We start from the raw sequence: 26,183 nt of genomic DNA on the forward strand, positions 1-26,183 counted from the left end.
TCCTCAACTCTTTTGAGAAGTGTGGGGGAGGAGTGCCAGGCCGCGGCCGCGGCCTGGCGCCGAAGCGGTCCCGTAGGCGCTGGCGTGCGAGGACTACGAGCCTCGGCGGGCGGCCGGGCCGTGTCAGGCGTGTGGCTACCAACGCCTGCTGAGGCGGTGGTCGCGGACGCCAGACTGGCAACGGCCACCTGTTCCGCCGACCAACGGCTCGAAGCAGCGACCGAGCGCACCGAAGCTATCGCTGCGGCCAACGAGTGCGCCCGGCACGAACGTTCGTGCCTCTGCCCGTTCCGGGCCTATTCCGAAGTCGGCTCCGCCACGGCAGCCGTCGAACCGGCCCCACACCGGCCCCACACCGGCCCCGCGGCCGGTCGCCGTTGCACCGGTGGAGCGCCGGACGGCTACCGCCGCGCGATCGAGGCGCACCGCCAGGTCGCGCTGGCTCGCGGCTCTTGCGGGAAGTGCTTGAGTGCCCGCGTACAGGTCGCCGGGGATCTCCAGCGGTGCTCTGCCGGCCCTGCCAGGGAGGAGGGCAGGGGTCGCGGGCGCCGGTGGACGGGTGGGGACGGGAGCGGACAGGGAGCCGGTTTCGGCGGTGGTGAGGTGCTGGGAGGGCCCGCGGTGGTCAGGGCGCTCCGTATGCCCCGAGGGTCGTCGTTGATATGGACATGTTCAAATCGCCGGGCTAGCCTCGAACTTGGTCTAGACCGCATCGGATGCGTGCCTTCCGGTTGTTTCCGAACTGCCACCTCGTCCCCACCGCTCGCCCCGGCAGGACATCCGAGGAACGCGTCCGTCCCATCCGCAACCTTGGACCACGGGAGCACACCATGCGCAGAAAGCTCACCTCGTTACTCCTCGGCCTCGGCCTCGCCGGGACGGCCCTGCTCGCCACCAGCGGCAGCGCTCAGGGCCACGGCTACACCGACTCGCCCATCAGCCGCCAGCAACTGTGCGGCAACGGCACCGTCCGGGGCTGCGGACAGATCCAGTGGGAGCCGCCGAGCGTGGAGGGGCCCAAGGGATTCCCCGCGCGCGGGCCCGCCGACGGGCGTATCTGCGCGGGTGGCATCGGGCGCTTCTCCGAGCTGGACGACCCGCGGGGCGGGAACTGGCCGGCCACCAAGCTGACCGCGGGCCAGAGCCACAACTTCATCTGGCGGATCACCGCCCGCCACGCCACCACCGACTTCCGCTACTACATCACCAAGGACGGCTGGGACCCCACCAAGCCTCTGACCAGGGCCGACCTGGACCCGCAGCCCTTCCTTACGGTGCCCTTCGGCGGCCGCCTGCCCGGCTCCACGGTCACCCACGCCGGCGTCCTGCCCCAGAAGACCGGCCGGCACCTCATCCTCGGCGTCTGGACCATCGCCGACACCGGCAACGCCTTCTACGCCTGCTCCGACGTGCGCTTCTGACACGTCCTCGGCTCGGGGCGCACACGCCGCCACCGCCTCCGAGCCCTCCCCGGCCCCGGCAACGAACGCCGGGACCTGGCCCCGGGCCGGCTACCGGCCTGGGGCCCAGCCGTTTGACCACGGGCGGTTCGCCCACCGCAGCAATTCAACGCCAGCCTCCCGAAGGCAGTCGGCATGCACCGCCCAGCCGCACGCGAACACTCACCACGTCCGAAACGTATCCCCTGGCCGGTGCCTGGGCCTTCACCAAGCTGCGGTGGAACCCGACTGTTGAACACCGTCGAGCATGCTGCGCTGCGCGAGCTCGCCGCCGGCTGCCCGGAGACGAAAATGGCCTTCACTTCTGGTCCATAGCCGAAATAAATTCCAGCGTGGAACAAGAGGCACTGCAGGCTTTCGGGCCCAGCGGCGCGGGATACGCGACGGAAAACTCCGTAGGGAAGCACCGATACCGCGGTCCGCACGAAAGCCGACGGCGACGTCATTTGACCAAGACCTCGAAGCCCCCTACCCCCAAGATTGGGGACAGAGGAAGCGAATTCGAGAATCAAGCACGCCCATAATGCCAAGCCGAGCAATCTGTGCGCCCAGGCTTCCATATGCACATCCGGATCGCCACTTTCCTGCCCTCAGGAATGCGCGCGTGCTTCGTCTTCAGCGTGCCAGCGCCTTTGGCGTAAACGCTGAAACCTTCCGTGCCCGGCTTGCCGCCGAGGTTCCACATGATTTCTGCCTCGATCCAGCGGCCGTCGGGCTTCTTGTCCCACGCGACCACCTTGTCGCCCCGGTGGTCAAACTTGGCCATGCCTCGGGAATTTTGAACTATCACATCCTTTCCTTTGGCTTCCGCCGGCCCGACGCCGACAGCGCCCACCAATAGTGTCGCGCCAGCAGTCGCCGCTGCAGTCCTGTACATTGCCGTGCGCATAATTTACTCCTGCTTCGAGGGCGCCCCCGTGACGCCCTGGAGATTTCAGTAGAAACATCGGCCAGAAAACATCTCAAGGGGGCTTTGGATTATCGTTACAAGTCCTTCACCAACGCTCCATCTCGGGCGGAGAGGAGGACGCGCACCATGTCCGGCTCTCGGTCGCCGTTCTGCAACTGCTGGGGCCCGCCCTCTCGGCGAGCGTGTTCTCGGCGGTGGCCGATCTGCCGGCCGGATTGCGCGCCCGCCCCGGTATCACCCCGAGCACAGTCCGTGCCTGGCCAGCCTGGCCGCACTCGGTACCGCTCTCCCAGGACATCGGTTTCGTGAGTACCACGACGGTGATACCGAAGCATGTCGGTAATGCCGAAGCATGTTGGACGGTCTCGCCATCCACGGCGCCCGCATGGTGATCTCGGACGACCGGCCCGGCTTCCGACCGACTCCGCATCCGAACCACCAGGCAACGGATCCGCGCCTACGGCAGAACCGGAAGCGGCAGACTTCTCACCAGGGAAGACGCCGACGCTGGGCAGCGCGGAGTCGCACGACCCGTTGGCGTCCCGCTGGAAGCGATCGAACTGCACTGCGGCCGCAGGCTCTGCCCCTGCTGGCTCGCGGCTTCACCTGCGCGCACGACATCACCGCCAACTGCCCCTGACCAGCACACGACTGCACCCACTTGAGGAGAACAACGGCCGCGCCCGACATCCTTCTGTCCTACGCCGACGGGCTGCCGCACGACGCTTATGCAGAGGCCATCGCCTACCGCGGCGGCAGCTCCGGTGGGGCGTACGACCGGACGAGTGGAACGCGTACCGCAGCGAAACCGTGCTGCTCTGCACGATGCTCTACTACCGCCGCACCGAGCCCACAGCCGTGCCGCACAGGCACGGCCACGAGCGCTCTCCGTACCTGATCCGCACCTGATCCCCGGGGGGCGGACCGTACACCGGATCGGGCCTCGCTGAACGTCCGCGGAAGCTCCTGTGCGCTGTTCGGCACTGCCGTGCGGCTGGGTGACCTCCAGGGACCTGATGTCATTTCACCTGGGGAGCGTAGCGCACCTCTTCCGCCGCGCCGCGGCCCCTGCCTGTCCCGTCCTGCTGCCGTCCGCGGCGGCCTGTTGTGCCGATACGTGAGGACGCCGGGTCGCCGAGGCTGACTGATGGCGGTGGTGTGTGGAGTGAGGTTTTCGCCGTCGTGGGTTGCTTAGCGGGCTCGTGCGGTGGCGCCGAGTTGTTCGGTCAGCCGCTTGAGTTCGGCGGCCGTGGCAGGTGAGAGGTCGCTGAGTCCGCTGTGCACGGCCGTGGGGCTCTTCAGGAAGAGGCGGAAGACGGCCGCGAGGAGCCCTTGCGGCAGAGTCCGCAGCGCGGCGAACGCGCGGGGTACCGGCGGTGTCTCCATCGCGGCGAGGTTCTGCCGCATGAGGCGGAGCATGTCGCGGACCGCGTCCCGGTCGTCGGCCAGCGCTGCCGGGCCGCCCGCCGCGTGTACCGCCTGCCCGAGCGGGACCGCGAACGCGGCGTGCGTCCTGAGCCAGGCATCCATCTGCGGCTCGGGCTTGGCGTTGATCCCGGCGGTACGGAACGTCTCCACGATCCGTACCAGTCGCGGGGTGGTACGGCCGTCGGGCTCGCCGATCGGCATCGTGACCCGGCGGGTGATGACATTGCTCTTGCGGTAGCGGACCACGTCGCCGTCCATCGTGCCGCCAGTCGTGGGGAAGCCGAGCAGCACCCGCTCGTGCCCGAGCACCGCACTCAGTGACTGTGGGCCGGCTGCCCAGTTGAGCAGGAACAGCACGTCACCTTGGAGCCCGGCGAGGGATTCCAGCACTGCGTCCACCTGGTGGGTGCGGACGAAGACGGTGATCAGGTCGTACCCGCCGCCCGGGTGCTCGACCACCGGTACCGGCACCCGCTTGAGTGCTGGGCCGCCTTCCTCGGCGAGCTGGACTCCGTGCCGGCGCAGGGCGGTCAGGCGCTCGCCCCTGGCGAGGAGCGAGACGTCGTGGCCGGCCTCGTGCATGCGGGCGGCGAACAGGGTGCCGCAGACCCCGGCGCCGTACACGAGCAGTTTCAAGGCAGCCTTCTTTCACACGTTGATTCATACGTTCGTTTCATTCAAACATATGTATAGTCCATCGTGTGGCGATTCCAGACACCCGCACCCAGATCCTCGACGCGGCCGAGCACCTTTTCGCCGAGCACGGATACCGCGGCACCTCGGTCCGCGCGATCACCAAACTCGCCGGAGCGAACCTGGCCGCCGTCGGCTACCACTTCGGCTCGAAGGCGGAGCTGATGGCCGCCGTCGCCCGCCGCGTGATCGAGCCCGTCACCGCTGCCCAGTGCGCCGGGCTCGACGAACTGCTCGCCCGGACCCCCGACCCACCGGTCGGCGAACTGGTGGAGGCCTTCGCGGGGCCGTTGTTCGACGAGATGCCGGCCGGCGAGGAGGGCGGCGCCCGGACGTCCCGGCTGATCGTGACGATCCTCAGCGACCCGGCCGAGGAGGCACGCAGTTGGACCGGCCCGGCCGAGGAATCGGTCCGCGAGCGTTACCTCGCAGCCTTCGCGCGCGTACTGCCCGGCCTTCCCCCGGAGGAGCTGTGGTTCCGGCTGCGGGGAATCCTTGCCGTGACGGCCGTCGACCGCCTTGAGGTCCACCAGCAGCCTTCCCCCGGCTGCGTGTCCCCGGGGGCGGGCGAGGCGGCCCGGCGATGGGCGATCACGTTCCTGACGGCAGCGATGAGTGCGCCACCGACCCGGATCTGACGATCTGGATGTATTGCTCACGAGCGTTGTTGACAGTCCGCCTGGTCTGATCATGGCGAAGACCTCCGGTGTGGTGGAGGTGTCTGAGCTGCACCACACAACGGAGGTCTTCGTGTGCCGCCGTAGTGCCCGGCTGACCGTTCACGGCAGGCGGCTGCTGGTCGACCGGCCCCCCCGGCCGCCCCGTGCGCCGCTACGAATACGCCCGGCCCGGCCAGCCGGTCCACGCCGACATCAAAAAGCTCGGCAACATCCCCGACGGTGGCGGTCGGCGAACCGTCGGCAGGACGGCCGGTGACCGCAACCGCCAAGCCACCACCACCGACCGCCAAAGCCGCGAACCGGTGGTCGGCTACAGCTACATCCACTCCGCCGTAGACGATCACTCCCGCCTGGCCTACAGCGAAGTCCTGCCCGACGAGCGCCAGCACACCGCCACCGCCTCTGGCACCGCGCCCACGCCTTCTTCGCGGCCCACGGCACCACCGTCCAGCGGGTCCTGACCGACAACGGCTCCTGCTACAAAGCCAAGCAGTCCACCCAGGCCCTGAACACGGCCGGCACCGCCCACCAGCGCATCCGCCCCTACCAGTCACAGACCAACGACCAGGTCGAACGCTTCAACCGCACCCTCCTGGACGAATGCGCCTACCCGCGCCCCTACGCCGGCAACCACGAGCGCACCATGGCCCTGCCAGACTTCCCGCACACCTACAACCACCACCGAAGCCACACCGCACTCCAAGGCCAGCCACCCATCAACCGAGTGAACAACGCTACGGGGCAATACACCTAGTTGATCTCGGTGGCGGCCTGGCTGACCGCCGGTTCACCTCGGCTCGCGCGGAGGGCACTGTCCCTCAGGTGGTGGTGTTGGGTGGTTGTGGGGGCAGGGGGAGTGCGAGGGCGGTGGAGAGTCGGGTGACGGTTTCGACCTGGGTAGTGGCCTGTAGGGCGGTGATGCCCAGTTCTCTGGCCGGGGGAAGGTTGACCGGGTTGTCGTCGACGAACAGGCAGTGCTGGGCCGGCAGGCCGAGGCGGTCCAGGGTGCGCTGGTAGATCCTGGGGTCGGGCTTGGCGAGGCCTTCTTGTTCGCTGATGACGTGCACGTCGAACAGGTCCCACACGCCGCAGTGCCGGTAGGGATCGAACGGGTCGAGGCCGAAGCTGTTGGACAGCAGCGCCAGCTTCAGCCCGGCCGCGCGGGCGGACCGGGCGAGGCTGAGAAGGGCGGTGGCCGGGCGGACGGCTCTCCATGCCCGGCCCATCAGGTCGTGGTCTTCGACCAGGCCGAGCAGGCGTGCGGTGTGCCGGTTCCACGTGTGCTGGGTTATCTCGCCGATCTCCAGGGCGCGGTACAGGCGGCGCCCTTCGGGGTGCTGTTCGAGGGTGTGTTCCCAGGCTCGGACGGACAGCCCTTCGGCCAGGCACCAGGCATCGTGGGCTTCGCGGATGCCGTCGGTCAGCACACCGCCGAAGTCCAGGATCAATGCCCGGTAGGGGGAGCGGTGGGGCATGGCGGTCTCCGTTCTTCGTCCGTCAGATCCCGCACCAGCCAGGCGGCGTGGTCGGCTGCCCTGGCCGGCACGGGCGGGTGGAGGTGCGGATGCGGTCGTGGTGACGAGGTCGGCGTCCCGCTGAGTGAGCTGAGGGCTGTGGCCGTACGGCACGCGCCCGTACGGCCGCGGAGCGGCGCCTGTGTGCCGATCCATCGTGGCGGGAAGTAGCTGCGCCAGTCACCACCGCCTGCACAGAGAGCACGTCGGGGCCGCCGTTGATGGGCCGGGCGGGGCCGGTTCACCTCCGCCTGCGCGGAGAGAACGACCGCCCTCAAGGTGTGGTTCCCCGCCAGGACTTCGTTCAGCCGTCCGGTCAGCGACCCCTCGCTGACGACGACCGGCCGGTACTGGCCGGTCGCGGACGGCGACTCGGCGATCGCATCGAGATCACCGGTGCGCGGGTTGCGGTGGTAAGCGGCGAGCTGATCGACGGGTACGGCCAGATCTGCGAGCGAGGCCGGGTTGGACACGGAACTCCAGCCCCACGCCCGCATCCGAGCCTGGGCGACCCGAGGCAAGATCCACCGTCCATGACAGGACCATCCATGACAGGACCATCCATGACACGCCCATGGGGCACTGCACCGGCCTCCGTGATCACCGCCAGTGGGCGGGACGGTTGTCCAGTTGCTGGAGAAGATCCCAGCCCTCCGGGCGATCCTCAGGGAACCGTCACTGCGCACCGCGCCCGAGCCAGTAACCACGCAGTTCCCGGGCCCTCATCAGGTCCATGGTCACAGTGCCCGATTCCCAACCGCAGCAACTACAGATCGTGTGGGTAGGCCAGGTGTCCTCGAAGAACGGGCCACCGTCGTAACCACGGGCACGGCATATTCCTCACCCTCGTTGCTGCGCATCGGGTGATTCTTGTCCATGGACCCATTTTGCTGGTTCGTGCGCCAACGTCTTACGGCACGTCCCGCTGCATCTCAGAGGTCGCTGGTGGCTTGCGATATCGAGTTTCTTCATGTCGCTCTCTGGCCTATCGTCTGGATAGTGCAGAACCACCCCATAGAACACCCCGTCAGTCTCTCGGAGGAACAGAGCGATCTCCAGCTCTCCAGCAACCCCGACGACATCAGCCACCTGGTGTGTTGTCGGCAGATGACATGGCGTACCGCGTTCTGCGGAGCCCAGGGCGACACCATCAATGTGGCTGCCGAAACCATCTGCACGATGTGTGTTGAACAAGCCGAGGCCATGTGGCCGGGGGTGTGGGCGGACCCGGAATCGTTCTGTCCCGTCGACGGCCGGCCGTGCCCGGACGAACATGACATTGACCTGCGCATCGCCTGGGAGGCCGGTCCTCCGCAAGCGTAGATCGAGCTTGCACTTCCAGACGAGCTGCGCATAGCACCCTACTGCGCAGCGGCGGTCAGAGTTTCGCTGCCCCACCGCTGTACCTCTCGTCGGCTCTGAGAAACTGATGTCGCTTGCCTGACTGATCACTCGGGGGGATTCGCGATGCGTTGGAAAGCTGTGGTCGTGGCCTGTTCGCTGGTTGTGGCCACGTCGGCGACTTCGGCCGGGTGCGCCCGGTACTTTGCCTGCGGACCCGAGGGAGCCTGGCCGAAAGGACTGACCGAGCATGACCTGGTCGGCCAGTACACCGGCTCGCCGTCCGGAAAACTGGAACTGAAGGCTGACGGGACGATGCGGGCCACTGACTGGCCGAAGTACGACGCCTTCGGCGACAACCCTGAGCCTGACCATCAGGAGGTGCGGGGCACCTGGCGAATCCGGCCTGGCTCGCACAAGACGCCGCATGGAAATCTCTCTGAAGATGACCTGGTCCTGGCGGGGGCGGACGGGGATTTCGCCGTCTCGGGCAGTCCCGAGAACCCCCGCCTGTACAGAGGGATCGGCGACCCCGACGTCTGCCACTTCCACGAATTCAAGCGCGTCGGGTAGCAGTGCCCCGTTGCCCGCGCGCAGGTGATTGCCGGATCCGGGTGTCGGCCGTGTGGGGTGCGGTGATGATGCTGTCGGCGGGGACGGTGCCCCCGGTGAGGGTGGCACCGCTGGCGATGCGGCAGCGGGGGCCGATGGCGATGCCGGGGCCGAGGCTGATGGTGTTGCCGGTCTGGCAGCCATCGCCGAGGATGCCGCCGAAGCGCGCGGTTCCGCAGCGGTAGAGGCCGCCCGCCGGGCCGCTGGCCACGTGATCATTTCGCGGCGCTGGACCATCGAGCGCAGCATCGGGCGGCTCATGCACCACCGCAGACTCGCCCGCGACTACGTACGAGACCCATCCGCACCGCAGCGAAGCCCTGATCCAGCTCGCGACGATCGGCCTCATGCCCCGCCGCCTCAGCAGACGCCGCTGTCCGCCTGCCGCTTCATGCGGCCGAGCAGTCGTGCGGCCCGGACGAGCATGGCAATGGCAGCGACCGTGCCGACCAGCATGACCAGCCAGCCGACTGCCTGACACGTCGATTCGGTGCGTAACACGTAAGCGGCCCTTCGGTTCGGAGTGCGCTCAGGCCGCCCGCGGGATGTACGCCAGCCCGTGGGCACCCGCCTCGCCGCGCTTGGGAATGTCCAGCCGGGCGACCATCTGCCATGTCTCCAGGTCGACCACCTCGACGGTGGACGACGCGATGCAGGCCACGTACGCGAGACGGCCGTCCGGCGACGAGGTGATGGTCAGCGGGGCGCGCCCCACCTCGATCCCGCCCAGGCACTCGCCGGTACCGGCGGAGAACCCCGTGAGGCGCCCCGGCGCGTGCCCTCCGGTCTGGGATTCCGGGTCGGATGCCATCCGCTCTTCGCCCACGAGCAGTTGGCCCGCCGAGGTCAGGTGTACGGGTACGACGATGTGTTCCGTGGGCAGAGTGCCGACGACGGACGCCGTCCGGGCGTCGATGACCTGGATGCCGGCGTCCGGCCGGTCCCCGGAACCGGCGAGGACGGAACCGGCGTAGGGAGCGGCGACGAAGACCCGTGTGCCGTCGGCGGCGACGGCGAGCCCCTCGCTGCCCGGCACCTCGACCTTCGCCGTGAGGACGCCCCGTTCGAGGTCCACGACCGACACGAACGGCGCCTCCTTGTTGGTGGCGTACCCCGTCGTGCCCGCCGGGTCGATGGCGAACCAGTGCGGTCCGGGGGCGTCCGTGTCGATCCGGCCCACCGGTCGGCGGGTCTCGGTGTCGATCACCACGACGCCGCCCGGCCGGTCCGCCGAGCCCTCCACGCTGACGTACAGGCGGCGGCGCGCGGTGTCGAGCGCCAGTCCGTGCGGGCCGTGTTCCGGTGCGAGGTCGATGATCTCGACGACGCGCCGGGTGTCGGGGTCGATGACGGTCAGTTCGGTGCTCCGGCCGCTGTTCGCGTGGTAGTAGCCCGAGCGGTACGTGCTGGTGCACCACAGCAATCGCTGCGTCGGGTCGTAGCACAGCTCGTGCGGCTGGGCCGGCACGTCCACCGTACCGACGTGCCGGTCGGAGGCGGCGTCGAAGAACGCGACCGACGGACCGGTCTGACTGACGACGGCCAGGACGTCGCCGTCCCGACCGATGCGCGGGGACTGCTGCATGGCGGACTCCTTGAGTGGTGTGGATGAGGCGTCTCGCGTATTCGCGGACTTCTCCACTCTCGGCTCGCGGCGCCCCGGCAAACAATGCAAGGATCGGCATCCAATACTTGCCCCAAACGTAAAATCCCAGCTCAGGAGCTTCATTGGATCTCAACTTGCTACGCGTCCTGGACGCCCTCCTCCAGGAGAACAGCGTGACCCGCGCCGCCGAACGGCTCGGTACGTCGCCCGCCGCGGTCAGCCGTACCCTCGCCCGGCTGCGCCGCGCAGTCGGTGATCCGCTGCTGGTCCGCGCGGGCCAGGGCATGGTCCCGACCCCGCGCGCCCTGGAACTCCGCGACGAAGTGGCGGCGTTGCTGCGCGGCTGCGACAACGTCCTGCGGCCCGGGGCCGGATTCGACGCCGCCCACCTCCAGCGCCCCTTCACCGTGCAGGCCACCGACCTGCTCCTGTCGGGACTGGCCGGGACCTTGACCGAGCGCATCCACAAAGAAGCCCCGCACGTGGACGTGGTCTTCCTGCCGGAGGCGGTGGAGGGCGGCCCGGCGCTGCGGCAGGGCTCGGTGGACGTGGAACTGGGCGTACTGGGGCCCCTCGACCCGGAGATCCGTACCCAGCCGCTGACCCGGATGACGGTGGCGGGCGTCGCCCGCAGCGGTCACCCGCTCTTCGACGGACGGATCGACGCCCGCCGCTTCGCCAAGGTCGGCCACATCGGCATCTCCCGGCACGGCAAACGCCTCGGCCCCATCGACAGCGCCCTCGCGGAACGCGGGCTGCACCGCCGGATCGCAGTCGTCGTCCCGAGCTACACCAGCGCGATGATCCTCGCCCGCGACACCGACCTCGTCGCCCTCACCCTCGCCGACTGGCTCCCCGGCACCATCTCCGCCCTCGGCCTGCGCACCTTCCCCATCCCCCTCGACCTGCCCCCCATGGACTTCGGCATGGCCTGGCACCCCTGCAACTCGGCCGACCCGGGCCACCGGTGGTTCCGCGAGCATTTGGCTGCGGCGGTGCGGGGGCGGGGCGGGTCGGGGGGTGGTGGGGCCTAGGAGCTGTTCGGGGTGTCGATGTTCACGGGAAACGACAGCATCCCGCCAGCGGAGTTACGCAGTGGAGCGCCATTCTCCTTCGAGGCTGCTGAAGACCATGGAGTCCCGCCAGCCGTCATGGAGCAGCGCCGTGTGGCGCAGGCGCCCCTCATACGTCATACCGATCTTGGACAGCACGCGGGAGGAGCCGAGATTCCTCGGGTCACAGGTGGCATGGATCCGGTGCAGCCCCAGCTCGCCGAACCCGTGTGCGAGCAGCTGCCGACCGATTTCCGTGCCGATGCCCTGTCCCCATACCCGGGGATGCACGATGTATGAGATCTCGCCCTGGCGCTGCTTACGGCTGCGGACATGCAGCTCACCCATGCCCACAACATCCCGCCCGACGCGGACGACATAAGGGAACCGGCGCTGCGGGGTAGCCGACCATGCCCTGGACGCGGAGTCCACGAAGTCCTGCGTCTGGACCTCTGTGTTCGGCCCCCAGGACTGATAGCGGCACGCCTCCGGGAGGCACGCCCATGAGTGAACGGCCGGCCAGTCCGCCGAAACGATCTTGTTCAAGGTCACCGAGTGCCTACTCATACGACGACCATGAACGGGTCTTCGCGCACAGAGCAAGAACAGGGAGTCCTCAAGATTGCCGACGACCATGCGGAGGGAAGGCTCGGTGCTGTGGAGCGGTGGCACGGAGCGGGCTGCGGGGGAGGATCCGCGAGGTGTCCTCCATCATGGGACGGTGCTGCCCACCCTGGAGGATCCCGGCCGGCTTCCCGCCCCGTGGTGGGTGCCCGACGGCGGCCTGCACAGCCTGGAGCGGGAACTTCACCGCGAACTGCCGCCGGACCACCCGCTGTACGGTGCTCGCGTTCGCGCGGCGGCACGGTGCGAAGCCTGCGACGACGTCCTGTTCCATGTCACCGACCGCGCCTTGCCCTGGGCAGTGGTGCATCTGACCTGGAGCGGCCGCCAGGAGCAGCTTCCCTGGCCCCGGACCGCACCATTGGCCCACCTCAACGACCTGCTCACCCAACACGCCCCTCACGATGACACCACCGACTCCTAACCCAGCGAACTGCCCAATCACCGCAGCAAGCAGCGCGGGCTCACCTCCGCTCGCGCGGAGAGGACGGATGCTCGGCAGCGAAACCACCATCCACGCCCGCTGAAGCGCCCTGGTCAGGTCCCGACAGCAGGTCTCCGGGACATCAGGTGGCACCGCTGTTCGCCATCGGGAAGGGGAATAGGGCCACGCGTCGTCGGGTTGCCTGATGTTGATCACGTATGTGCGATGCGCCGATAAGGAACCGCCATGAGCCAGCTGCCCCTTGACGCCGAAGCCCACCACGACGGGCGCCTCGAAGGGCGTACGGTCGTGCTGATCGGCGGTGGTTCGGGCATCGGGCTGCGGGTCGCGCATCATGCGGCCGCAGCCGGCGCTCGTGTCGTACTGGGAGGCCGCACTCCCGCGCGCCTGGCCGCCGCGACGGAGGAGGTGGGTGACTCGGCGACCTGGCGGACCGTGGACGTCACGGACGGCGCCTCGCTCGCGGCGTTCTTCGCGGAAGTCGACCGCGTGGACCATCTGTTCACCTCTGCCGCCTCCTACCAGGTGGGCCCGATGCTGGAGCTGAGCGACGAGGAGGCGGCGAGCCCGTTCGTCTCCAAATTCTGGGGCCAGTACCACGCCGTGCGATATGCCGCGCCAAAGCTGGCGGCGGATGGATCCGTGGTACTGATGTCCGGTGCCGCCGGGGCCCGGCCCCCGGCGCCCGCACCCGCCTATGCTGCGTGCAACGCAGCGATCGAAGGACTCGGGCGAGGGCTGGCCCTCGAACTCGCACCAGTCCGCGTCAACGTCGTCTCGCCCGGCACCATCGACGGCAACCTCTGGGCACAGCGTCCGGCCGCAGACCGCGAAGGCGCCTTCGCGCAGTACCGCAGGGACACGATCCTGCACCGGCTGGGCACCGAGGACGACATCGCCCACGCTGTGATGTTCCTCTTCACCAACGGCTTCACGACCGGTTCCACCCTCTATCCCGACGGCGGCTACACCCTGCGGTGACTCCACCCCCAGGCCGGCGGTTCGTGCCCGGCGGCAGTCAGCCGGCGCGGCGGCCGTCAGTCGTCCATTTCTTCGCCGGTGTCTTGGTGGTGGTCTTCTTGCCGCTGGCCTTCTTCGGCGTGTGGGGCTCTTAGAGCTCCTGACGCAATGTGGGGCGCAGGCGTTGTCAGCAGATGAGTGAGCAGGCGGGTTTCAGGAATGCTTCGTGGATGTCGTCGCGGGTTTCCCGGCGGATGCGCAGGCGGCCGAACCAGTGCAGCGGTGCGCTGGTCTGTTCAGCGGCTCGCCGCCTGGTTCCCGGCCCGGAGCCGTGGGCGGTGCCCCGGCGGGTGATGACGGGCTTGATGCCTTGGCCCAGAGCTGGCGGCGGTAGCAGTCGTGGTCGTAGCCGCGGTCGGCGTAGACCTCCTTCGACCGCTGCCGGGGCCGGCCGCGTTGTGGATTTGCCTGACGCACCTTCACTGTCAGGGCTTATCTGACGCCATGACCGAGGCCACCGCCCCGGTCGCCGCCAAACCGCACACCTTCTCGCTGCTCACCGCCAGGGGGCCGGGAAGTTCGGAAGGTCTGTGTGGGCCGGGCGTCCGGTTGGCGGGGGCGAGGTGGTCAGGCCACGGAGTTTGTTGTTGCGCTTCTCCAAGGCTTCGGCGGTGGTGGGAATGAGTGCTGCGTCGCCTTCGCCGACCTGTGCCTGATTCGATTCGACGAATCCGCGGGTGTCGTGTTGGTAGGCGGCGAAGGCCGCGGTGTGGTCGCGATGGGCGGCCAGCGAGCCGGCGAGCATGTAGGCGCCCACGAGGGCAAGACTGGATCCTTGCCCGGTCAGGAACGACGGCGCGTAGGCGGCATCGCCGATGAGCGCGACCCGGCCGCTGGACCACGACGGCATGCGGATTTGGCTCACGGTGTCGAAGAACGTGTCGTGCGCGTCGTGCATGGTGGCGACCATAGCCGGGATTTCCCACCCGTCGTCGGCGAAGGTGGCGGTGACGAGGTCACGTTGTGCCTTGGGGTCGCGGAGGACTTCGTACGGTGGTTCGGGGTGCGTGAAGTTGAGGAAGGCGTACAGCTCGTTGCTGTCTCTGACCGCGTAGAGTGCCGCGGCCCTTCCAGGAGTATTCCAAAAGAGTACTTCGTGGGAGAGCCCATAGGTGTTCGGCATGGTGAAGATGCTGAAGCAATACCCCAGGTAGCGGTGGAACTGCCGCTCGGGACCGAGGGCGAGTTCGCGGGTGCGCGAGTGCAGCCCGTCCGCACCCAGTACCAGGTCGAAGCCCCGCTGGGCGCCGCTGCGGAAGGCGACGTCGACGCCGTGCTCGTGTTCCGTGAGGGTTTCGATGGAGTCGTCGAATACGAATTCCACCTCGTCGCGGACGGTTTCGTACAGGATCTCCGCCAGTACCCCGCGAGGCACCTCGACATCGTGTCCCTCGACCCCGCCGGTCACCGCCTGCGGGTGAACCACGGCCGCCTCACTACCGTCGGCGTTGAGGAACGTCACCCGACGCGACTCGATATGCGCTTCCTGGAGCCGGGGCAGGATCCCCATCCGGCGAACCACCTCCACCGCGCTGCCACGCACATCGATCGGATAGCCGCCACCCCGCAGTCCGGTGGACTTTTCCACCACCGTCACCGCGTACCCGTATCGATGCAACCAGTACGCCACGGCGGGCCCCGCGATGCTCGCGCCGGAAACCAGTACCGTACCTTTGGGTGCAGTTTTAGCGTTCATTAATCAACCCTTAAGTCGCGTTAGTCGAGGGGTGGTTTGCAGCACATGTGGTCTTTTCGGAGGGACATGGCGTCCGCCCCTCACACCCTTTCCCGCTTGAGACCGGGCGAAGGCGAAGTGTGGTGGCGGAGGCCGGTGCTTCGTACGAGCATGACGGCCAGGACCGCGGCTATCGTGAACGCGCCGCAGGCGATCGCGATGTAGCTGAACACGCCCGTGGCCGAATTCACTGTGCCGCCGTCGACCGTCACGGCGGTCGACTTGAGCACGGCCGCGCCCACGAAGTCCAGCACCACCGCCCCGACCGAGAGCACGACCATGACCAGGCTGGACACGATGCCCTGCCGTTCGGCGGACGCCAGGCTCCCCGCCACGTTGAAGCCGGAAGTCCCGAGCGCTCCTGCCGTGACACCCAACAGGAATCCGCAGCAGAGCGCGGCGGGAAGCCGGGAAGCGCCGAGGAACATGCCGAGGCTCACCACCGTTCCGAGCACGACCGCCCCGGCCAACGTCGCGGCAGGCCCGATGCGTGCGGCAAGCCACCCGGCGGCCGGGCCTCCGAGCGTGACGCCGAGCCCCGGCGCCGCGAGCAGCAGCGCTACCGATCCCTGGTCGGCCAGTCCATAACCGAGTTGCTGTTCGGCCGAGGTGCCGCCGATGAGCGGGACGAGCTGGAGCAGGCTCTGGTACGCACCGGCTGCGAGGAAGACGACGAGCAGCGTGAGCACCAAGGAGCCGCCGAGGTCCCCGATGTCGATCAGGGAGTCGGGCTTGCGGCTCGACACCAGGAACCACCTGGCCAGCGCTGCGACGCCGCCGACGAGGAGAGCCAGCGGACCGACGGCGAGCCAGCCGAGGTCCGAGCCCAGACTGACGTAGCCCAGCATCCCGGCGAGGCCCCCGCCGAGGAGAAGGGCGCCGCCGACGTCGATCCTGCCCGGTCGCTTGACCGGGGACTCGGGGACGACGGTGCGTACGCAGATCACCATCACGGCCGCGACGAAGGCCGATACCAGGAACAGGATCTGGAAACCGAACTCCTCGGCCAGCTGCTCGATGAGGAAACGGGACGCGATGTTGAGGGCCGCGGAGCCGGACGTGACGATGCCCACGATGATCATCGCGATGCGGGGCGGGCAGACACCGCGAACGATGGCGACGGAGAGGAACATGGCGGCCAGAGCCGCCCCTTGGAGCATGCGGCCGAGGACGAACATCCAGATGCTGGGGGCCACGGCGCATAAGAGGGCGCCCGCGCAACTGATGAGCAACGCCAGTATGAGCACGGCGCGTTTGCCGTGGATGTCGGCGCTCTTTCCGAGCAGCGGCGCCCACATCACTCCCGCCAGCATCGCGGTGGCGTTGAGCCACGCCGCCTGGCCGGTACCGAAATGGTCGAGCATCTCCGGGAGGACGAGCAGTGGCGCGGTGATGGCCGAGTCGACCACGAAGTTCACCAGGGCCAGGACGGTCACCAGGCCGACGAGTCGCCCGTTCCCTCCTGTGCCCGATTCGGTATCGGTGCTTCCGGTTCCGTTCTGCTGCATCGAGGACTCCTCACTGCGGGCCGACGACGGCGCTGGGCGGCCGGTCGGCGGCTACAAGATACGCACGAGTTTCTTATTCGCGAGAGTAGGGTGTGGCGATAAGAAACGTCAACGGTTCTAAAACGGTTCTACGGAAGGAGCGTTGTGGGACGACGGCGCGGCGAAGCGCTTGAGGCGGCGATCCTCGAAGCGGCCTGGGACGAGTTGCGCGAGCGGGGGTACGCGAACCTGACCGTCGACTCCGTCGCCCGGCGAGCCGGCACCAGCAAGCCGGTGCTCTACCGGCGCTGGGCGGACAAGCGGAAGCTGGTCGAGGCCGCAGTCGTACGCCGCAACGCCGACCTGCTGGTTCCCCCGGCCGACACCGGGAGCCTGCGCGGCGACCTGATCGCCACCCTCACCGAGGCGAGCGAGAGGCAGGGACCGTTCATCGTCCAACTCAGCCTGCTGCTCGCCGGCTACTTCGCCGAGACCGAGACCAGCTTCGCCGATCTGCGCGAGATGATCATCGCGGGCCGCCGCTCCGGGCGCGACGAGATCATGCAGCGTGCCATCGAACGCGGCGAGCTCGATCCGGCCAAGCTCACACCACGCATCGCCAACCTCCCCTTCGACCTGCTCCGAGGCGAGACGATGATGACGCTGCGGCAGGTACCACCCGAGGTGATCGAGGAGATCGTCGACACGGTTTTTCTCCCGCTGGTCCGCTAGGCCGTGGCCGTGTCTTCGCGTGATGTGGTGTGGTGGGCCATGGTCGGGTGATACGTCGTCATGAGCCGTCGGACGTCGAGTCGGAGCTCGTCTGCCCCTCCTGCCCCGGGCGACCACTCCGCCGGCGTTCTCCGTTGCCGACACCGTGAACGCCGCCCTGGCCCGGCGCTTGCGCCGCTCTGTGATGCTCATCTTCGTCCGGCCCCTCGACGGCGCACCGCCGCGCCACCTATGGGGCCACGGCTGCGGAGCACAGATCACCTTCCCCTGTCGTGGCGGGTCCCTCGGGCGTAGCGTGCCGGGTACACGCCTGGTACGTCGTGCGCCGTGCGTCGCCGTGTGCCGCGGTGCGCAGCGAAGGGGGAGTCGTGCGGGCAGGGATCGTGCTGGATGGCCCTTACCGGTTGATCGAGCCGATCGGTGCGGGCGGGTTCGGACAGGTCGGGAAGGCGCACGATCCCAAGGTCGGCCGGCTGGTGGCAGTCAAGGTGCTGACCGCCAGCGCCGTACTGGAAGCCGGACGCCTGCCCTTGCCGAAGACCCTGTACCCGGCGGCTTGTGTTGCGGACGCCCTATCCGCCGCGCACTGGGCCGCCGACGGGGCGGTCATCCCCCTACCCCGCACCGCCCGCAAAGCCTGCCCGGCCTGCGCCACCAGGGAAGACGAACAGGCGGCGAGCGCGTGCACCACCTGTCAGGGGAGGGCCAGATCGTCCATGAGCAGCGCATCCACCAGGTCCGCATCCCTGCCGGCGTCCGGGAAGGCCAGAGGATTCGGCTCCGTGAACTCGGCGGCCCCGGCCAGCATGGCGCCGCCCCCGGGGAGCTGTACGTGACGGTGCACATCGACGGCTGGTGGCCCGCCCGCGCGGTAGCTGCCGACGACCCGGCCGAACCGAGGAGACCCGCTGATGTGGTCCAGCATCATCGCTGTCCTGGGCACGCTGGCCGGGGTCGCCCTGGCCGGCGCCACCCAGCTGTGGGCGGAGCGCCGTACGCGCGCCGACCAGCAGCGGCAGGAGATCGCCGGTGCCGTGCACCAACTCCTGGGCGCTGTGATCACCTACCGCGAGCAGTACTGGCTGAGCATCGCCGATCTGCGGGAGGGCAGGAGCCAGAGCCGTGAGGACCGCGTCGCTCTGTACCGGGCCCGCTCCGAGGTCACCCGGGCCATTGACCGGCTCGCGTTGGTCACCGCCGATCCCGCGCTGCGTACCCCGGCCAGCGCGGCGGTCTGGTCGGCGATCGAGCTGGCCGACATCCCCCTCGGCCCGGTCACCGACGGCCGTTTCGCCGACGAGGTCGAGGCCGCGCTGGCCGAGGGCCGCGAGCGCAGCCGGAACGCCCACACCGTGCTGCGGAACGCCGCGACGGTCTACATCCGGCAACTTTACCGAGGGGACCGTCGAGACTGACCGCATGCACTGCCCCCGCCCTCAGCTCGCCGGCTGAGCAGGCTCGGTCGCCTCGCCGGCCGGTCCGGTCCCCTCGCCGCAGAACACTTCCCGCACGAGCCTGTCCTGCGCCTTCAGGAACGCTCCGGCCAGCGACAACGCGGCGTCGTCCACATAATTCAGCGAGGCGGTCAGGGTCTTGCTGCCGTCGGATGTGCTGTACATCAGCGCGGCGTGGCCGGCGGCGCCCCCATTGTGGAAGAGCAGCGTGTCGCCGCCGGGGCCCGTTTCCTGCACGCGCAGCCCCAGGCCGAAACCGCTCTTGGGGTGCGGCTTTGCCATCTCGGCCAGCAGCGGGGCGGGCAGGAGCCGGCCGCCTGCCAGTGCGGAGATGAACGTGTGGAGGTCCTGGGTGGTGGATATCATGTCGCCGCCGGCGGAGATCCAAGAGGGATTGTGGCGGGTGACGTCGACCGTCTCCTGGCGGCCGGCGTCCTCGTACCGGTAGTACGCGTGGGCGTACGGCCTGGGGATCTCCGGCGAGGCGCCCGGCACGACGGTGCCCGACAGACCGAGCGGCCGCACGATTCGCTGCTGTGTCACTTCGGCGCACGAGCGGCCGGTGACCTTCTCGACCAGCAGTCTGGCCAGTACGTAGTTCGTGTTGGAGTAGCTCCAGTCCGTCCCCGGCTCGAACCGCGCGGGCCGGGACAGCGCCAGCCGTGCCAGTTCCTCGGGCCGGTAGGTGTGAAACCGGTTGTCCACCCACTCCTTGCCCGAGATGGTGGAGGGGATCCCCGGCGCCACCGTCCCGTCCTCGTAGTGCTCGCCGGTGAAGTTGAACACCCCGCTGGTGTGCTGCAAGAGCATGCGCACCGTGATGCGTTCGTCCAGCCCGTACCCGGGCAGGTAAACGGCTGCCGGGACGTCCAGTTCGACCTTTCCCTCGGCCACCAGCTGCAGCACCAGGGTCGCGGTGAAGGTCTTGGTGTTGCTGCCGATCCGCACGTGCCCGTCGGCCGGAGGCTCGGCGTGTGCGCCCAGTTCGGCCACCCCGGCACTGCCGGCCCACCTGCCCCGCTCGTCCTGCACGCGCAGGTGCACTCCGGTGATACCGGAATCGACGATCTCCTGGAGGGCGTTGCGCAGTTCCGGGCGGTCCGGCCCGGTGGTGCCGGCGTGCGCGGTGGTGTGCGGGGACTCGCTCATGGTCGTTCCTTGTCAGGTCTGCGGGTACGCGGCACCGCTCGGGCCGCGCAGCGATGGCCGTGAAGGTGGCCACCGGCCCCGTGGAGGCGGCGATGAGCTGAGCGTTCACCCTGACCCAAGGTCAAGGTCAAGCTCCGTCGTGACCTTGCGCCGCCGGCACCCCCGAGGGGTGCCGCACTGCCGCGGAGGCGCGCTACCCTCGCCGCTGTGATCACCCGTAACCCGGCGAACGGGCTCACGATCGGCCAGGCGGCGGCGTTCGTGGGCATCACGGTCAAGACCGTGCGGCACTATCACCGGCTCGGCCTGGTCGCCGAGCCGGACCGGGACAGTTCCGGCTACCGGCGCTACGGGTCGGCCGACCTGCACCGGCTGATCCAGGTACGGACCCTGGCCGGAGCCGGCGTGCCGCTGGCCGGGATCGCCGACCTGCTGGACACCGGCCCCGAGCGGTTCGCCGCCGCCCTGGACGACGTCCGTCGCCGGCTCACCGAACAGATCGAGGACCTGACCGCGCGCCGCGACACGCTGCACCGGCTCATCCACGGCGACCGGGCCCTGCTGCCCGACCGGGCCTGCGCGGTGCTGGACCGGCTCGCCGGTGCCGGCTTCGGCCCGGACTACGTAGCCGTCCAACGGGAGGCTCTGGTGCTGCTCCGGGCGCTGATGCCGGAGATCCTCGACAGCTTCCTGACCCGGCTGGAACGTCTCCTGGACGACCCCGAGCACGTCGAGCTGACCCGGCGCGGCTGGGAAGCGAGGGCCTGGGACCCGGACGACCCGCGCATCGAGGAGCTGGCGGCCGCGCTGGCCGGCAAGGTACTGGCCGACCGCGCGCTGCCGTCGATGCCGTCCGGGGTTCGGAAGCGGTCCGACGCCGCCTCCCGGTACGCGGTGGTCAACGGTCACCGGGCGGACGAGGCACCGTCCATCGCCCGGCTGAACGCGCTGGTCGAGGCGAATCTGCGCGCGGCCGGCATCGACGTTTCGCCTCCATGACGGCCACCCGTCTCCCCGGGATCGGGCCTCGGGACTGGTGGGCTCGCAGGTTGAGGTGTCGCGTATTCCTCGGTGAGGCGGTACGAGGCAGCTTCGCCGCCCGCCGCAACACCTACCTCAACCACGCCTTGAACGCGGTACGCCACCATCCCCGCAGCCACGACCGGCTGCCGACCACTGTGGCCCGCGAGGTCATTGAGCCCGGACTCCACACCTCACCGGACGGCCAGCGCACCGACACGGCGTTGGGGTAAGGCGGGCCGAGGACCGGCCCGGTACACGGGTCTGTGACTGGTCTTATGGGCGTCGCAGACAAGGATGGTCATCAGGTGATCGCGGAATGCCTGACCGCCGCCCGGCTGAGAATGACTGTTCAGCGGCACGGCCCGGGGGCCAACCGGGGGACGAGAAGTGAGAGTTCGCTCGCCTGATCACACGGTCGATCCCGCATCTCGGTCCGGGTGCGAGGCCGCCGGGTTCGTGGCGGGGTTCGTCAGAGCATCGAGCTGGACAGCGAGGTCGGGGTGGTCGGGGGTGAGGTGGGGGCGGGTGGTGTTGAGGGGGTGGATGAGGTCGGCGGGGTCGTCGTGGGCGAGGGCCGCGTGGAGCTGGCTGAGCGGGTTGCGGGCCGCGGCGGGCAGGTCGGTGAGGGCGGTGATCTGGCCGGCGATGCGGCGCAGCTCGGCTGCGTTGTGGCGGGCCCAGGCGGCGGTGGTGCGTTCGGCGGCGCGGCGTTCGCGGGTGGCCTGGACGCGCTGTTCACCGGTGGTTCCCGCGGGGCCGGGGCGGCCGCGCAGGTAGCGGCGCTCGGCGGCCTGGCGGCTGGCGACGCCGAGAGGGTGGGCGAGGTCGGCCCAGCTGGCACCCGCGTCGCGGGCGGTTTCGATCAGGCCGGTCTCCCATCCGGCGAGCCGCTCGCGGACCTGCCGCAGCAGCAGAAGCGAGGCCAGGGCCTGCTCCGGGCCGACGTCGTGGGTCTCGGCAGCCCCGGGGACCTCATGCCGGGCAGCAAGTAGGGCGTCGTCTATGGCGTGCAGGGCGGCCGCGGCGGCGAGGAACGACGCCGGGCTGTGTGGTGGGGCGCTGGACGATGACGGCTGGTCGGCCGGGGTCATAGGCACCTCCCTCGGGTGGTCATCCTTTGGACGACACGATGCTTGTCATCCATTGGATGACATGTTACAACGGTTTCAGCGAAGCGCATTGGCAGCAACTGCCCGAACCTTCCTGGAGGTGTTTGACCATGTTGATGCGCACCGACCCCTTCCGTGAGCTGGACCGGCTCGCCCAGCAGCTGATGGGACCGGGCACCTGGTCCAGGCCGTCCCCGATGCCGATGGACGCCTACCGCGAGGGCGACCAGTACGTGGTGGCCTTCGACCTCCCCGGCGTCACCGCGGACGCGATCGACATCGACGTCGAACGCAACATGCTGACCGTCAAGGCCGAGCGCCGTCCCGCGAAGAAGGCCGACGACGTGCAGATGGAACTGTCGGAGCGGCCGCTGGGCATCTTCTCCCGCCAGATCGTGCTGGCCGACACGCTGGACACCGAGCACATCCAGGCCGACTACGACGCGGGCGTGCTCACCCTGCGTATCCCGATCGCCGAGCGCGCCAAGCCCCGCAAGATCGCCATCGGTGTCGGTTCGGGCCGCAAGGAGATCTCCCACTGAGCCGGGCCCGATGAGGGCTGAACAGCGGCGGAGGACGGGTACCTGTTCTCCGCCCGGGGCCTGTCCTCCGCGCCTCCGTGGGCCGAGGGAGGGGTGACGGCCGGCATGACGGTGCGACGGGAAGCGTTCCTCGACCAGGTGAAGGAACGCGGCGAGTACAAGACCCCGCAGGAAGCCGATCGCGCGGCCCGCGTGGTGCTCGCCCTGCTGGGCGCACACCTGGTCGGTGAGGTACGCGCCCAGCTGGCGGCGCGTCTGCCCGAGGGCTTCGCCCTGATCCTGCTCAACCCGCCGCAGAGCGCCGAGCCGTTGCCCCCGGAGCGTTTCGTGCGCGCGACCGCGGCCTGGATCGAGGGCGCGACCGAACAGACCGCGGTCTGGGATGTCGGCGCCGTCCTTTCCACGGTCGCCGACGCCACCGGCGCCGACCTCCTCAAACAGATCCTGCTCCAGCTCCCCGCAGGCTACGGCCTCCTCTTCGGCCGCCCCCAGCCCACCTGACCACCCACCCCTCGGCGACCGCACGCCGGCCGCCACGACCTGGTGACAGAAAGGCAACCACCGCAGTGATGTCCGACCACAGCGCACCGCTCCAGCGGCCCTACAGCAAGGCATACGAGCACATGCTGGGAAAGGTCCGCTACGACGGCGCCTACCCCACCCGGGAGAAGGCCGAGGAAGCCGTCCGCCTCGTCCTTTCGGGACTGGGGCGCCAGCTGACCGGCGACGAACGCGTCGAACTGGCCGCCCGCCTCCCCGTCGAAGCCGCGCGCATCCTCACCGCCCAGATCCCCGACGCCCGGCCGCTGGGCGGCTGGGCCTTCGTCAAGGACCTCGCCGCCCGCACCGGCGCCTCCCTGGCCACCACCCGCTGGGACACCGGATCCGTCTTCTCCGCCGTCGCGGCCCACGCCGGCCCCGAACTGCTGACCCGCATCCTGTGCCGGCTCCCCTCCGGCTACGCGCTGCTGTTCGGCCGCGCCGAACTCACCCAAGCCGCATAGCCGGGCCGCGCCTTTCCGGCGCCACTGCATGCCGGTGACCGTGACGCGTACACGCGCAGCACAGAGCACAGAGCACAGAGCACAGAGCACAGAGCACAGAGCACAGAGCACAGAGCACAGAGCACAGAGCACGTAGCGCGTCACGGTCACCGGCGTCGTCGCGTCCAGACGGCCGGCAGCGACGGCAAAGGCGCCACAGCCTTGGACGGGCCTTTCAGTAACGGTGCTGGAAGCTCCGCCTTCGGTGCCGGTATGAGGTTTGTGACTACCTTCCGGCGAATGTTCTCCGTGGCCGCGTTCAGTGTTTCGGATCTTCGGACAGCGGCGTATGGAACCCGTTCGTCACCCGGACCCTTCCTGATCTGCCGGTTGTGGCACGAGCCGCACCTGGGCACAGCCTCCTCCTGGCGCTCACGCTCCCGTTCACGCTCGCGCAGGAGCTGCAGTGTCGCCGCGCGCGTCAGCCGCCTCAATAGAATACAGAGCTGTGCTGTATTCTATTTTTGTGAAGTCTGACAACGATCCCGAAGGACGCGTTCCCGCCGTGCCGGTCCCGGCCTCGAAGGCCCCCGGCCGGCCGCGCAGCCGGGAAGCGGACGAGGCAATCCTCGCGGCAGCGCTCGATCTGCTCATCGAGCGCGGCGTCGGCTCGGCCAGCATCGAGCAGGTGGCGCGCCGCGCCCAAGTCACCCGCGCCACCGTGTACCGGCGCTTTCGGACCCTGACCGAGTTGTTGGTGCGTGCGGTCGAGTGGGAGTACCGGGACGTGGATTCCGGCTCTATGGACTGGCCGGACATCGACAGCATGGTTACGGCCTGGGCCGAGCACCTCGGCAAGCCCCGCGCGCGAAAGCTGATGCGCCGTCTCTACGGCACGGTCGACGACCTTCCCGAACTGCTGCGCGCCTACCACAAGGCCTACGGCAGCCACCGCAGCCTTGCGGTACGCACCGCTCTGGAGCGGGCCCGCGCGGCCGGGCAGCTTCCCCCGGACAGCGACCCGGAAATCCTTCAGCAGCTGCTCAGCGGCGCGGCTTTGCAGCATCTCGCCGCATACCCCGACACCACCGGCGCGCAAGAGGTCAAAGCCTACTTCCTTGCCGTCCTGGGACAGGCCGGGCTGTCGACCTCCACACGCCAAGGGAGTACCGCACGATGACCGAGAATTCAACGTGGCTTGGACGGGACATCCGCAGGGCCCGCAAAGAGGGCATGCCCGCCGTCATGCGGCGGCAGCGCGACCGGCTGGCCGGCATGGTCGCCCATGCCCGGGCCGCCTCCCCGTACTACCGCGGTCTCTACCGCGGATTGCCCGAGCGGGTGGAGGACCCGACGCTGCTGCCGGTCACCGACAAAAAGCAACTGATGGGTCACTTCGACGACTGGGTGGCCGACCGAGCCATCACGTACGAGAAGGTGCGCGCCTTCAGCGACGACCCCGATCGGATCGGACAGCGCTTCCACGGGAAGTACATGGTGGCCACCACCTCGGGCACCAGCGGCCGACGTGGTCTCTTCCTCCTCGACGACCGGTACATGGACGTGGGAGCCGCACTGACCTCCCGCGCGCTCGCCACGTGGCTGGGGCCCGCCGGCCTCCTCCGGGCAGCCGCTCACCGCGGCCGCTTCGCCCAGCTCGTGGCCACGGGCGGGCACTACGTCGGCTTCGCCGCGTATTCCCGCACGCTCCAAGCGGGCGGATGGCGCAGCAAGCTGATCCGGGCCTTCCCGGTGCACACACCGATGGCGCAGCTGGTGGCCGAACTCAACGACTACCGCCCTGCCTTCGTCATCGGCTACGCCAGCACGATCAAGCTGCTCACCGCCGAGCAGGAAGCCGGCCGCCTGCGTATCGACCCGGTGCTGGTCCAGCCGGCCGGCGAGACGATGACCACGGACGACACCGACAGGATCGCCCGCGCCTTTCGCACCACGGTCCGCGCGATGTACAGCGCAACCGAGTGCACCTACCTCAGTCACAGCTGCGCTTGCGGCTGGTATCACGTCAACACCGACTGGGCCGTGCTCGAACCGGTCGACGCCGATCACCGGCCCACCCCGCCCGGCCAGTTCTCGCACACCGTGCTGATCAGCAATCTCGCCAACCGCGTACAGCCGTTCCTGCGCTACGACCTCGGTGACAGCGTCCTGCTCCGGCCCGACCCGTGCCCGTGCGGCAACCCGCTGCCCGCGATCCGCGTGCGAGGGCGCGCAGGCGACGTGCTCACCTTCCCCTCCCGCCGCGGCGACCCCGTGCAGCTCGCCCCCCTGGCCTTCGGCACCCTCTTTGACCGCACTCCTGGAGTCGAGCTGTTCCAGGTCGAGCAGACCGCCCCGTCGATCCTGCGCGTACGTCTGCTGCCGGCCGCCGACGCGGATCCGGACCGCGTGTGGCAGAGCGCCCACCTGGAGCTGACCCGGCTTCTCGCCGACAACAAGCTGGACCACGTTTCGGTTCAGCGTGCTGAGGAGGCACCCCGGCAGACGGCCGGCGGCAAGTACCGAACCGTCATCCCATTCGATCAGTCGGACACCCGACGCTGAGCTGGTTCTTGAGGATTCC

General features: G+C 69.1%; 28 protein-coding genes and 3 pseudogenes. 19 read left to right on the forward strand and 12 right to left on the reverse strand.

The annotated features are described in order from the left end of the window. The first annotated feature begins 830 nt into the window (after window positions 1-830). The gene (locus ACFV57_RS33195) at window positions 831-1,421 is read left to right on the forward strand and encodes a lytic polysaccharide monooxygenase (RefSeq protein WP_385239827.1); all 591 of its coding nucleotides are present in this window, start codon (window positions 831-833) and stop codon (window positions 1,419-1,421) included. A gap of 547 nt (window positions 1,422-1,968) precedes the next feature. Here ACFV57_RS33195 and ACFV57_RS33200 read toward each other — a convergent pair. Both ACFV57_RS33200 and ACFV57_RS33205 read right to left on the reverse strand, forming a co-directional pair. Beyond that, a complete protein-coding gene (locus tag ACFV57_RS33200; protein WP_385239829.1) occupies window positions 1,969-2,226 on the reverse strand; it encodes a hypothetical protein in 258 nt (85 codons plus the stop codon). A 1,335-nt stretch (window positions 2,227-3,561) separates the two neighbouring features. Beyond that, window positions 3,562-4,434, reverse strand: coding sequence for a ketopantoate reductase family protein (locus tag ACFV57_RS33205; RefSeq protein ID WP_385239831.1), 873 nt, complete (start codon window positions 4,432-4,434; stop codon window positions 3,562-3,564). A 65-nt stretch (window positions 4,435-4,499) separates the two neighbouring features. On the opposite strand from ACFV57_RS33205, the gene ACFV57_RS33210 reads away from it, so the two are divergent. Beyond that, window positions 4,500-5,129, forward strand: a complete 630-nt coding sequence (locus ACFV57_RS33210) for a TetR/AcrR family transcriptional regulator (RefSeq protein ID WP_385239833.1) — start codon at window positions 4,500-4,502, stop codon at window positions 5,127-5,129. 161 nt (window positions 5,130-5,290) lie between these two features. After that, a pseudogene (locus ACFV57_RS33215) lies at window positions 5,291-5,925 on the forward strand (DDE-type integrase/transposase/recombinase); the annotation flags it as partial. Window positions 5,926-5,989: 64 nt separating this feature from the next. Here the strand turns inward: ACFV57_RS33215 and ACFV57_RS33220 are convergent. Further along, window positions 5,990-6,646, reverse strand: a complete 657-nt coding sequence (locus ACFV57_RS33220; RefSeq protein ID WP_385239835.1) for an HAD family hydrolase — start codon at window positions 6,644-6,646, stop codon at window positions 5,990-5,992. Between the two features lie 1,038 nt (window positions 6,647-7,684). On the opposite strand from ACFV57_RS33220, the gene ACFV57_RS33225 reads away from it, so the two are divergent. Together ACFV57_RS33225 and ACFV57_RS33230 are read left to right on the forward strand one after the other, a co-directional pair. After that, window positions 7,685-8,008: a hypothetical protein gene (locus ACFV57_RS33225; protein WP_385239837.1), complete on the forward strand. Its 324-nt coding sequence runs from the start codon at window positions 7,685-7,687 to the stop codon at window positions 8,006-8,008. A gap of 165 nt (window positions 8,009-8,173) precedes the next feature. Continuing rightward, window positions 8,174-8,599: a hypothetical protein gene (locus ACFV57_RS33230; protein ID WP_385239839.1), complete on the forward strand. Its 426-nt coding sequence runs from the start codon at window positions 8,174-8,176 to the stop codon at window positions 8,597-8,599. Here the strand turns inward: ACFV57_RS33230 and ACFV57_RS33235 are convergent. Continuing rightward, window positions 8,583-8,849: a hypothetical protein gene (locus tag ACFV57_RS33235; protein WP_385239841.1), complete on the reverse strand. Its 267-nt coding sequence runs from the start codon at window positions 8,847-8,849 to the stop codon at window positions 8,583-8,585. The two genes, ACFV57_RS33230 and ACFV57_RS33235, sit on opposite strands and share 17 nt — an antisense overlap. Window positions 8,850-8,858: 9 nt before the next feature. Between ACFV57_RS33235 and ACFV57_RS33240 the strand changes: the two are divergent. Next, window positions 8,859-9,018 (forward strand): annotated as a pseudogene (locus ACFV57_RS33240) (IS5/IS1182 family transposase); the annotation flags it as partial. Here the strand turns inward: ACFV57_RS33240 and ACFV57_RS33245 are convergent. Together ACFV57_RS33245 and ACFV57_RS33250 are read right to left on the reverse strand one after the other, a co-directional pair. Continuing rightward, window positions 8,999-9,139, reverse strand: a complete 141-nt coding sequence (locus ACFV57_RS33245; RefSeq protein WP_385239912.1) for a hypothetical protein — start codon at window positions 9,137-9,139, stop codon at window positions 8,999-9,001. The pseudogene ACFV57_RS33240 and the gene ACFV57_RS33245 overlap by 20 nt on opposite strands. A gap of 28 nt (window positions 9,140-9,167) precedes the next feature. Continuing rightward, on the reverse strand, window positions 9,168-10,223 hold the full coding sequence (locus tag ACFV57_RS33250; RefSeq protein WP_385239843.1) for a YncE family protein: 1,056 nt from the start codon (window positions 10,221-10,223) through the stop codon (window positions 9,168-9,170). Window positions 10,224-10,366: 143 nt separating this feature from the next. On the opposite strand from ACFV57_RS33250, the gene ACFV57_RS33255 reads away from it, so the two are divergent. Beyond that, window positions 10,367-11,278, forward strand: a complete 912-nt coding sequence (locus tag ACFV57_RS33255) for a LysR family transcriptional regulator (protein ID WP_385239845.1) — start codon at window positions 10,367-10,369, stop codon at window positions 11,276-11,278. Between the two features lie 54 nt (window positions 11,279-11,332). On the opposite strand, the gene ACFV57_RS33260 is transcribed toward ACFV57_RS33255, so the two are convergent. Beyond that, complete coding sequence (locus tag ACFV57_RS33260) at window positions 11,333-11,932, reverse strand: GNAT family N-acetyltransferase (RefSeq protein ID WP_385239847.1); 600 nt, start codon at window positions 11,930-11,932, stop codon at window positions 11,333-11,335. A gap of 85 nt (window positions 11,933-12,017) precedes the next feature. Between ACFV57_RS33260 and ACFV57_RS33265 the strand changes: the two genes are divergently transcribed. Then, entirely contained in the window at window positions 12,018-12,344 is a 327-nt protein-coding gene (locus ACFV57_RS33265) for a hypothetical protein (RefSeq protein ID WP_385239849.1), read from the forward strand. A 246-nt stretch (window positions 12,345-12,590) separates the two neighbouring features. After that, window positions 12,591-13,346, forward strand: coding sequence for an SDR family oxidoreductase (locus ACFV57_RS33270; RefSeq protein WP_385239850.1), 756 nt, complete (start codon window positions 12,591-12,593; stop codon window positions 13,344-13,346). A gap of 535 nt (window positions 13,347-13,881) precedes the next feature. Here ACFV57_RS33270 and ACFV57_RS33275 read toward each other — a convergent pair. Both ACFV57_RS33275 and ACFV57_RS33280 read right to left on the reverse strand, forming a co-directional pair. Further along, window positions 13,882-15,081, reverse strand: coding sequence for an FAD-dependent monooxygenase (locus ACFV57_RS33275; protein ID WP_385239852.1), 1,200 nt, complete (start codon window positions 15,079-15,081; stop codon window positions 13,882-13,884). An 80-nt stretch (window positions 15,082-15,161) separates the two neighbouring features. Further along, window positions 15,162-16,628, reverse strand: a complete 1,467-nt coding sequence (locus ACFV57_RS33280) for an MFS transporter (RefSeq protein ID WP_385239854.1) — start codon at window positions 16,626-16,628, stop codon at window positions 15,162-15,164. Window positions 16,629-16,772: 144 nt separating this feature from the next. On the opposite strand from ACFV57_RS33280, the gene ACFV57_RS33285 reads away from it, so the two are divergent. Both ACFV57_RS33285 and ACFV57_RS33290 read left to right on the forward strand, forming a co-directional pair. Beyond that, window positions 16,773-17,339, forward strand: coding sequence for a TetR/AcrR family transcriptional regulator (locus ACFV57_RS33285; RefSeq protein ID WP_385239856.1), 567 nt, complete (start codon window positions 16,773-16,775; stop codon window positions 17,337-17,339). A gap of 184 nt (window positions 17,340-17,523) precedes the next feature. Then, window positions 17,524-18,126, forward strand: a pseudogene (locus tag ACFV57_RS33290) (hypothetical protein); the annotation flags it as partial. Here ACFV57_RS33290 and ACFV57_RS33295 read toward each other — a convergent pair. Next, window positions 18,034-18,267 (reverse strand): hypothetical protein, encoded by a 234-nt coding sequence (locus tag ACFV57_RS33295; RefSeq protein WP_385239858.1) that lies wholly within the window; start codon window positions 18,265-18,267, stop codon window positions 18,034-18,036. The pseudogene ACFV57_RS33290 and the gene ACFV57_RS33295 overlap by 93 nt on opposite strands. Between ACFV57_RS33295 and ACFV57_RS33300 the strand changes: the two genes are divergently transcribed. After that, entirely contained in the window at window positions 18,251-18,754 is a 504-nt protein-coding gene (locus tag ACFV57_RS33300) for a hypothetical protein (RefSeq protein WP_385239860.1), read from the forward strand. The two genes, ACFV57_RS33295 and ACFV57_RS33300, sit on opposite strands and share 17 nt — an antisense overlap. A 21-nt stretch (window positions 18,755-18,775) precedes the next feature. On the opposite strand, the gene ACFV57_RS33305 is transcribed toward ACFV57_RS33300, so the two are convergent. After that, a complete protein-coding gene (locus ACFV57_RS33305; RefSeq protein ID WP_385239862.1) occupies window positions 18,776-19,942 on the reverse strand; it encodes a serine hydrolase domain-containing protein in 1,167 nt (388 codons plus the stop codon). 207 nt (window positions 19,943-20,149) lie between these two features. On the opposite strand from ACFV57_RS33305, the gene ACFV57_RS33310 reads away from it, so the two are divergent. Together ACFV57_RS33310 and ACFV57_RS33315 are read left to right on the forward strand one after the other, a co-directional pair. Further along, a complete protein-coding gene (locus tag ACFV57_RS33310) occupies window positions 20,150-20,941 on the forward strand; it encodes a MerR family transcriptional regulator (RefSeq protein WP_385239864.1) in 792 nt (263 codons plus the stop codon). 50 nt (window positions 20,942-20,991) lie between these two features. Further along, on the forward strand, window positions 20,992-21,195 hold the full coding sequence (locus tag ACFV57_RS33315; RefSeq protein ID WP_385239866.1) for a hypothetical protein: 204 nt from the start codon (window positions 20,992-20,994) through the stop codon (window positions 21,193-21,195). Window positions 21,196-21,372: 177 nt separating this feature from the next. Here ACFV57_RS33315 and ACFV57_RS33320 read toward each other — a convergent pair whose 3' ends face one another. Continuing rightward, window positions 21,373-22,056: a type III effector protein gene (locus ACFV57_RS33320; RefSeq protein WP_385239868.1), complete on the reverse strand. Its 684-nt coding sequence runs from the start codon at window positions 22,054-22,056 to the stop codon at window positions 21,373-21,375. Between the two features lie 128 nt (window positions 22,057-22,184). On the opposite strand from ACFV57_RS33320, the gene ACFV57_RS33325 reads away from it, so the two are divergent. The 5 genes from ACFV57_RS33325 (at window position 22,185) to ACFV57_RS33345 (ending at window position 26,164) form a co-directional block, all read left to right on the forward strand. Beyond that, the gene (locus ACFV57_RS33325) at window positions 22,185-22,616 is read left to right on the forward strand and encodes an Hsp20/alpha crystallin family protein (RefSeq protein WP_385239870.1); all 432 of its coding nucleotides are present in this window, start codon (window positions 22,185-22,187) and stop codon (window positions 22,614-22,616) included. A 105-nt stretch (window positions 22,617-22,721) separates the two neighbouring features. After that, a complete protein-coding gene (locus tag ACFV57_RS33330) occupies window positions 22,722-23,117 on the forward strand; it encodes a DUF2267 domain-containing protein (protein WP_385239872.1) in 396 nt (131 codons plus the stop codon). A 68-nt stretch (window positions 23,118-23,185) separates the two neighbouring features. Next, a complete protein-coding gene (locus ACFV57_RS33335; RefSeq protein WP_385239874.1) occupies window positions 23,186-23,620 on the forward strand; it encodes a DUF2267 domain-containing protein in 435 nt (144 codons plus the stop codon). Between the two features lie 505 nt (window positions 23,621-24,125). Beyond that, a complete protein-coding gene (locus ACFV57_RS33340; protein ID WP_385239876.1) occupies window positions 24,126-24,779 on the forward strand; it encodes a TetR/AcrR family transcriptional regulator in 654 nt (217 codons plus the stop codon). Continuing rightward, window positions 24,776-26,164, forward strand: a complete 1,389-nt coding sequence (locus ACFV57_RS33345) for a phenylacetate--CoA ligase family protein (protein WP_385239878.1) — start codon at window positions 24,776-24,778, stop codon at window positions 26,162-26,164. Before ACFV57_RS33340 ends, ACFV57_RS33345 begins: the two co-directional genes overlap by 4 nt. Window positions 26,165-26,183: the final 19 nt, after the last annotated feature.

This window comes from Streptomyces sp. NPDC059788, assembly GCF_042732265.1.
Lineage (GTDB): Bacteria > Actinomycetota > Actinomycetes > Streptomycetales > Streptomycetaceae > Streptomyces.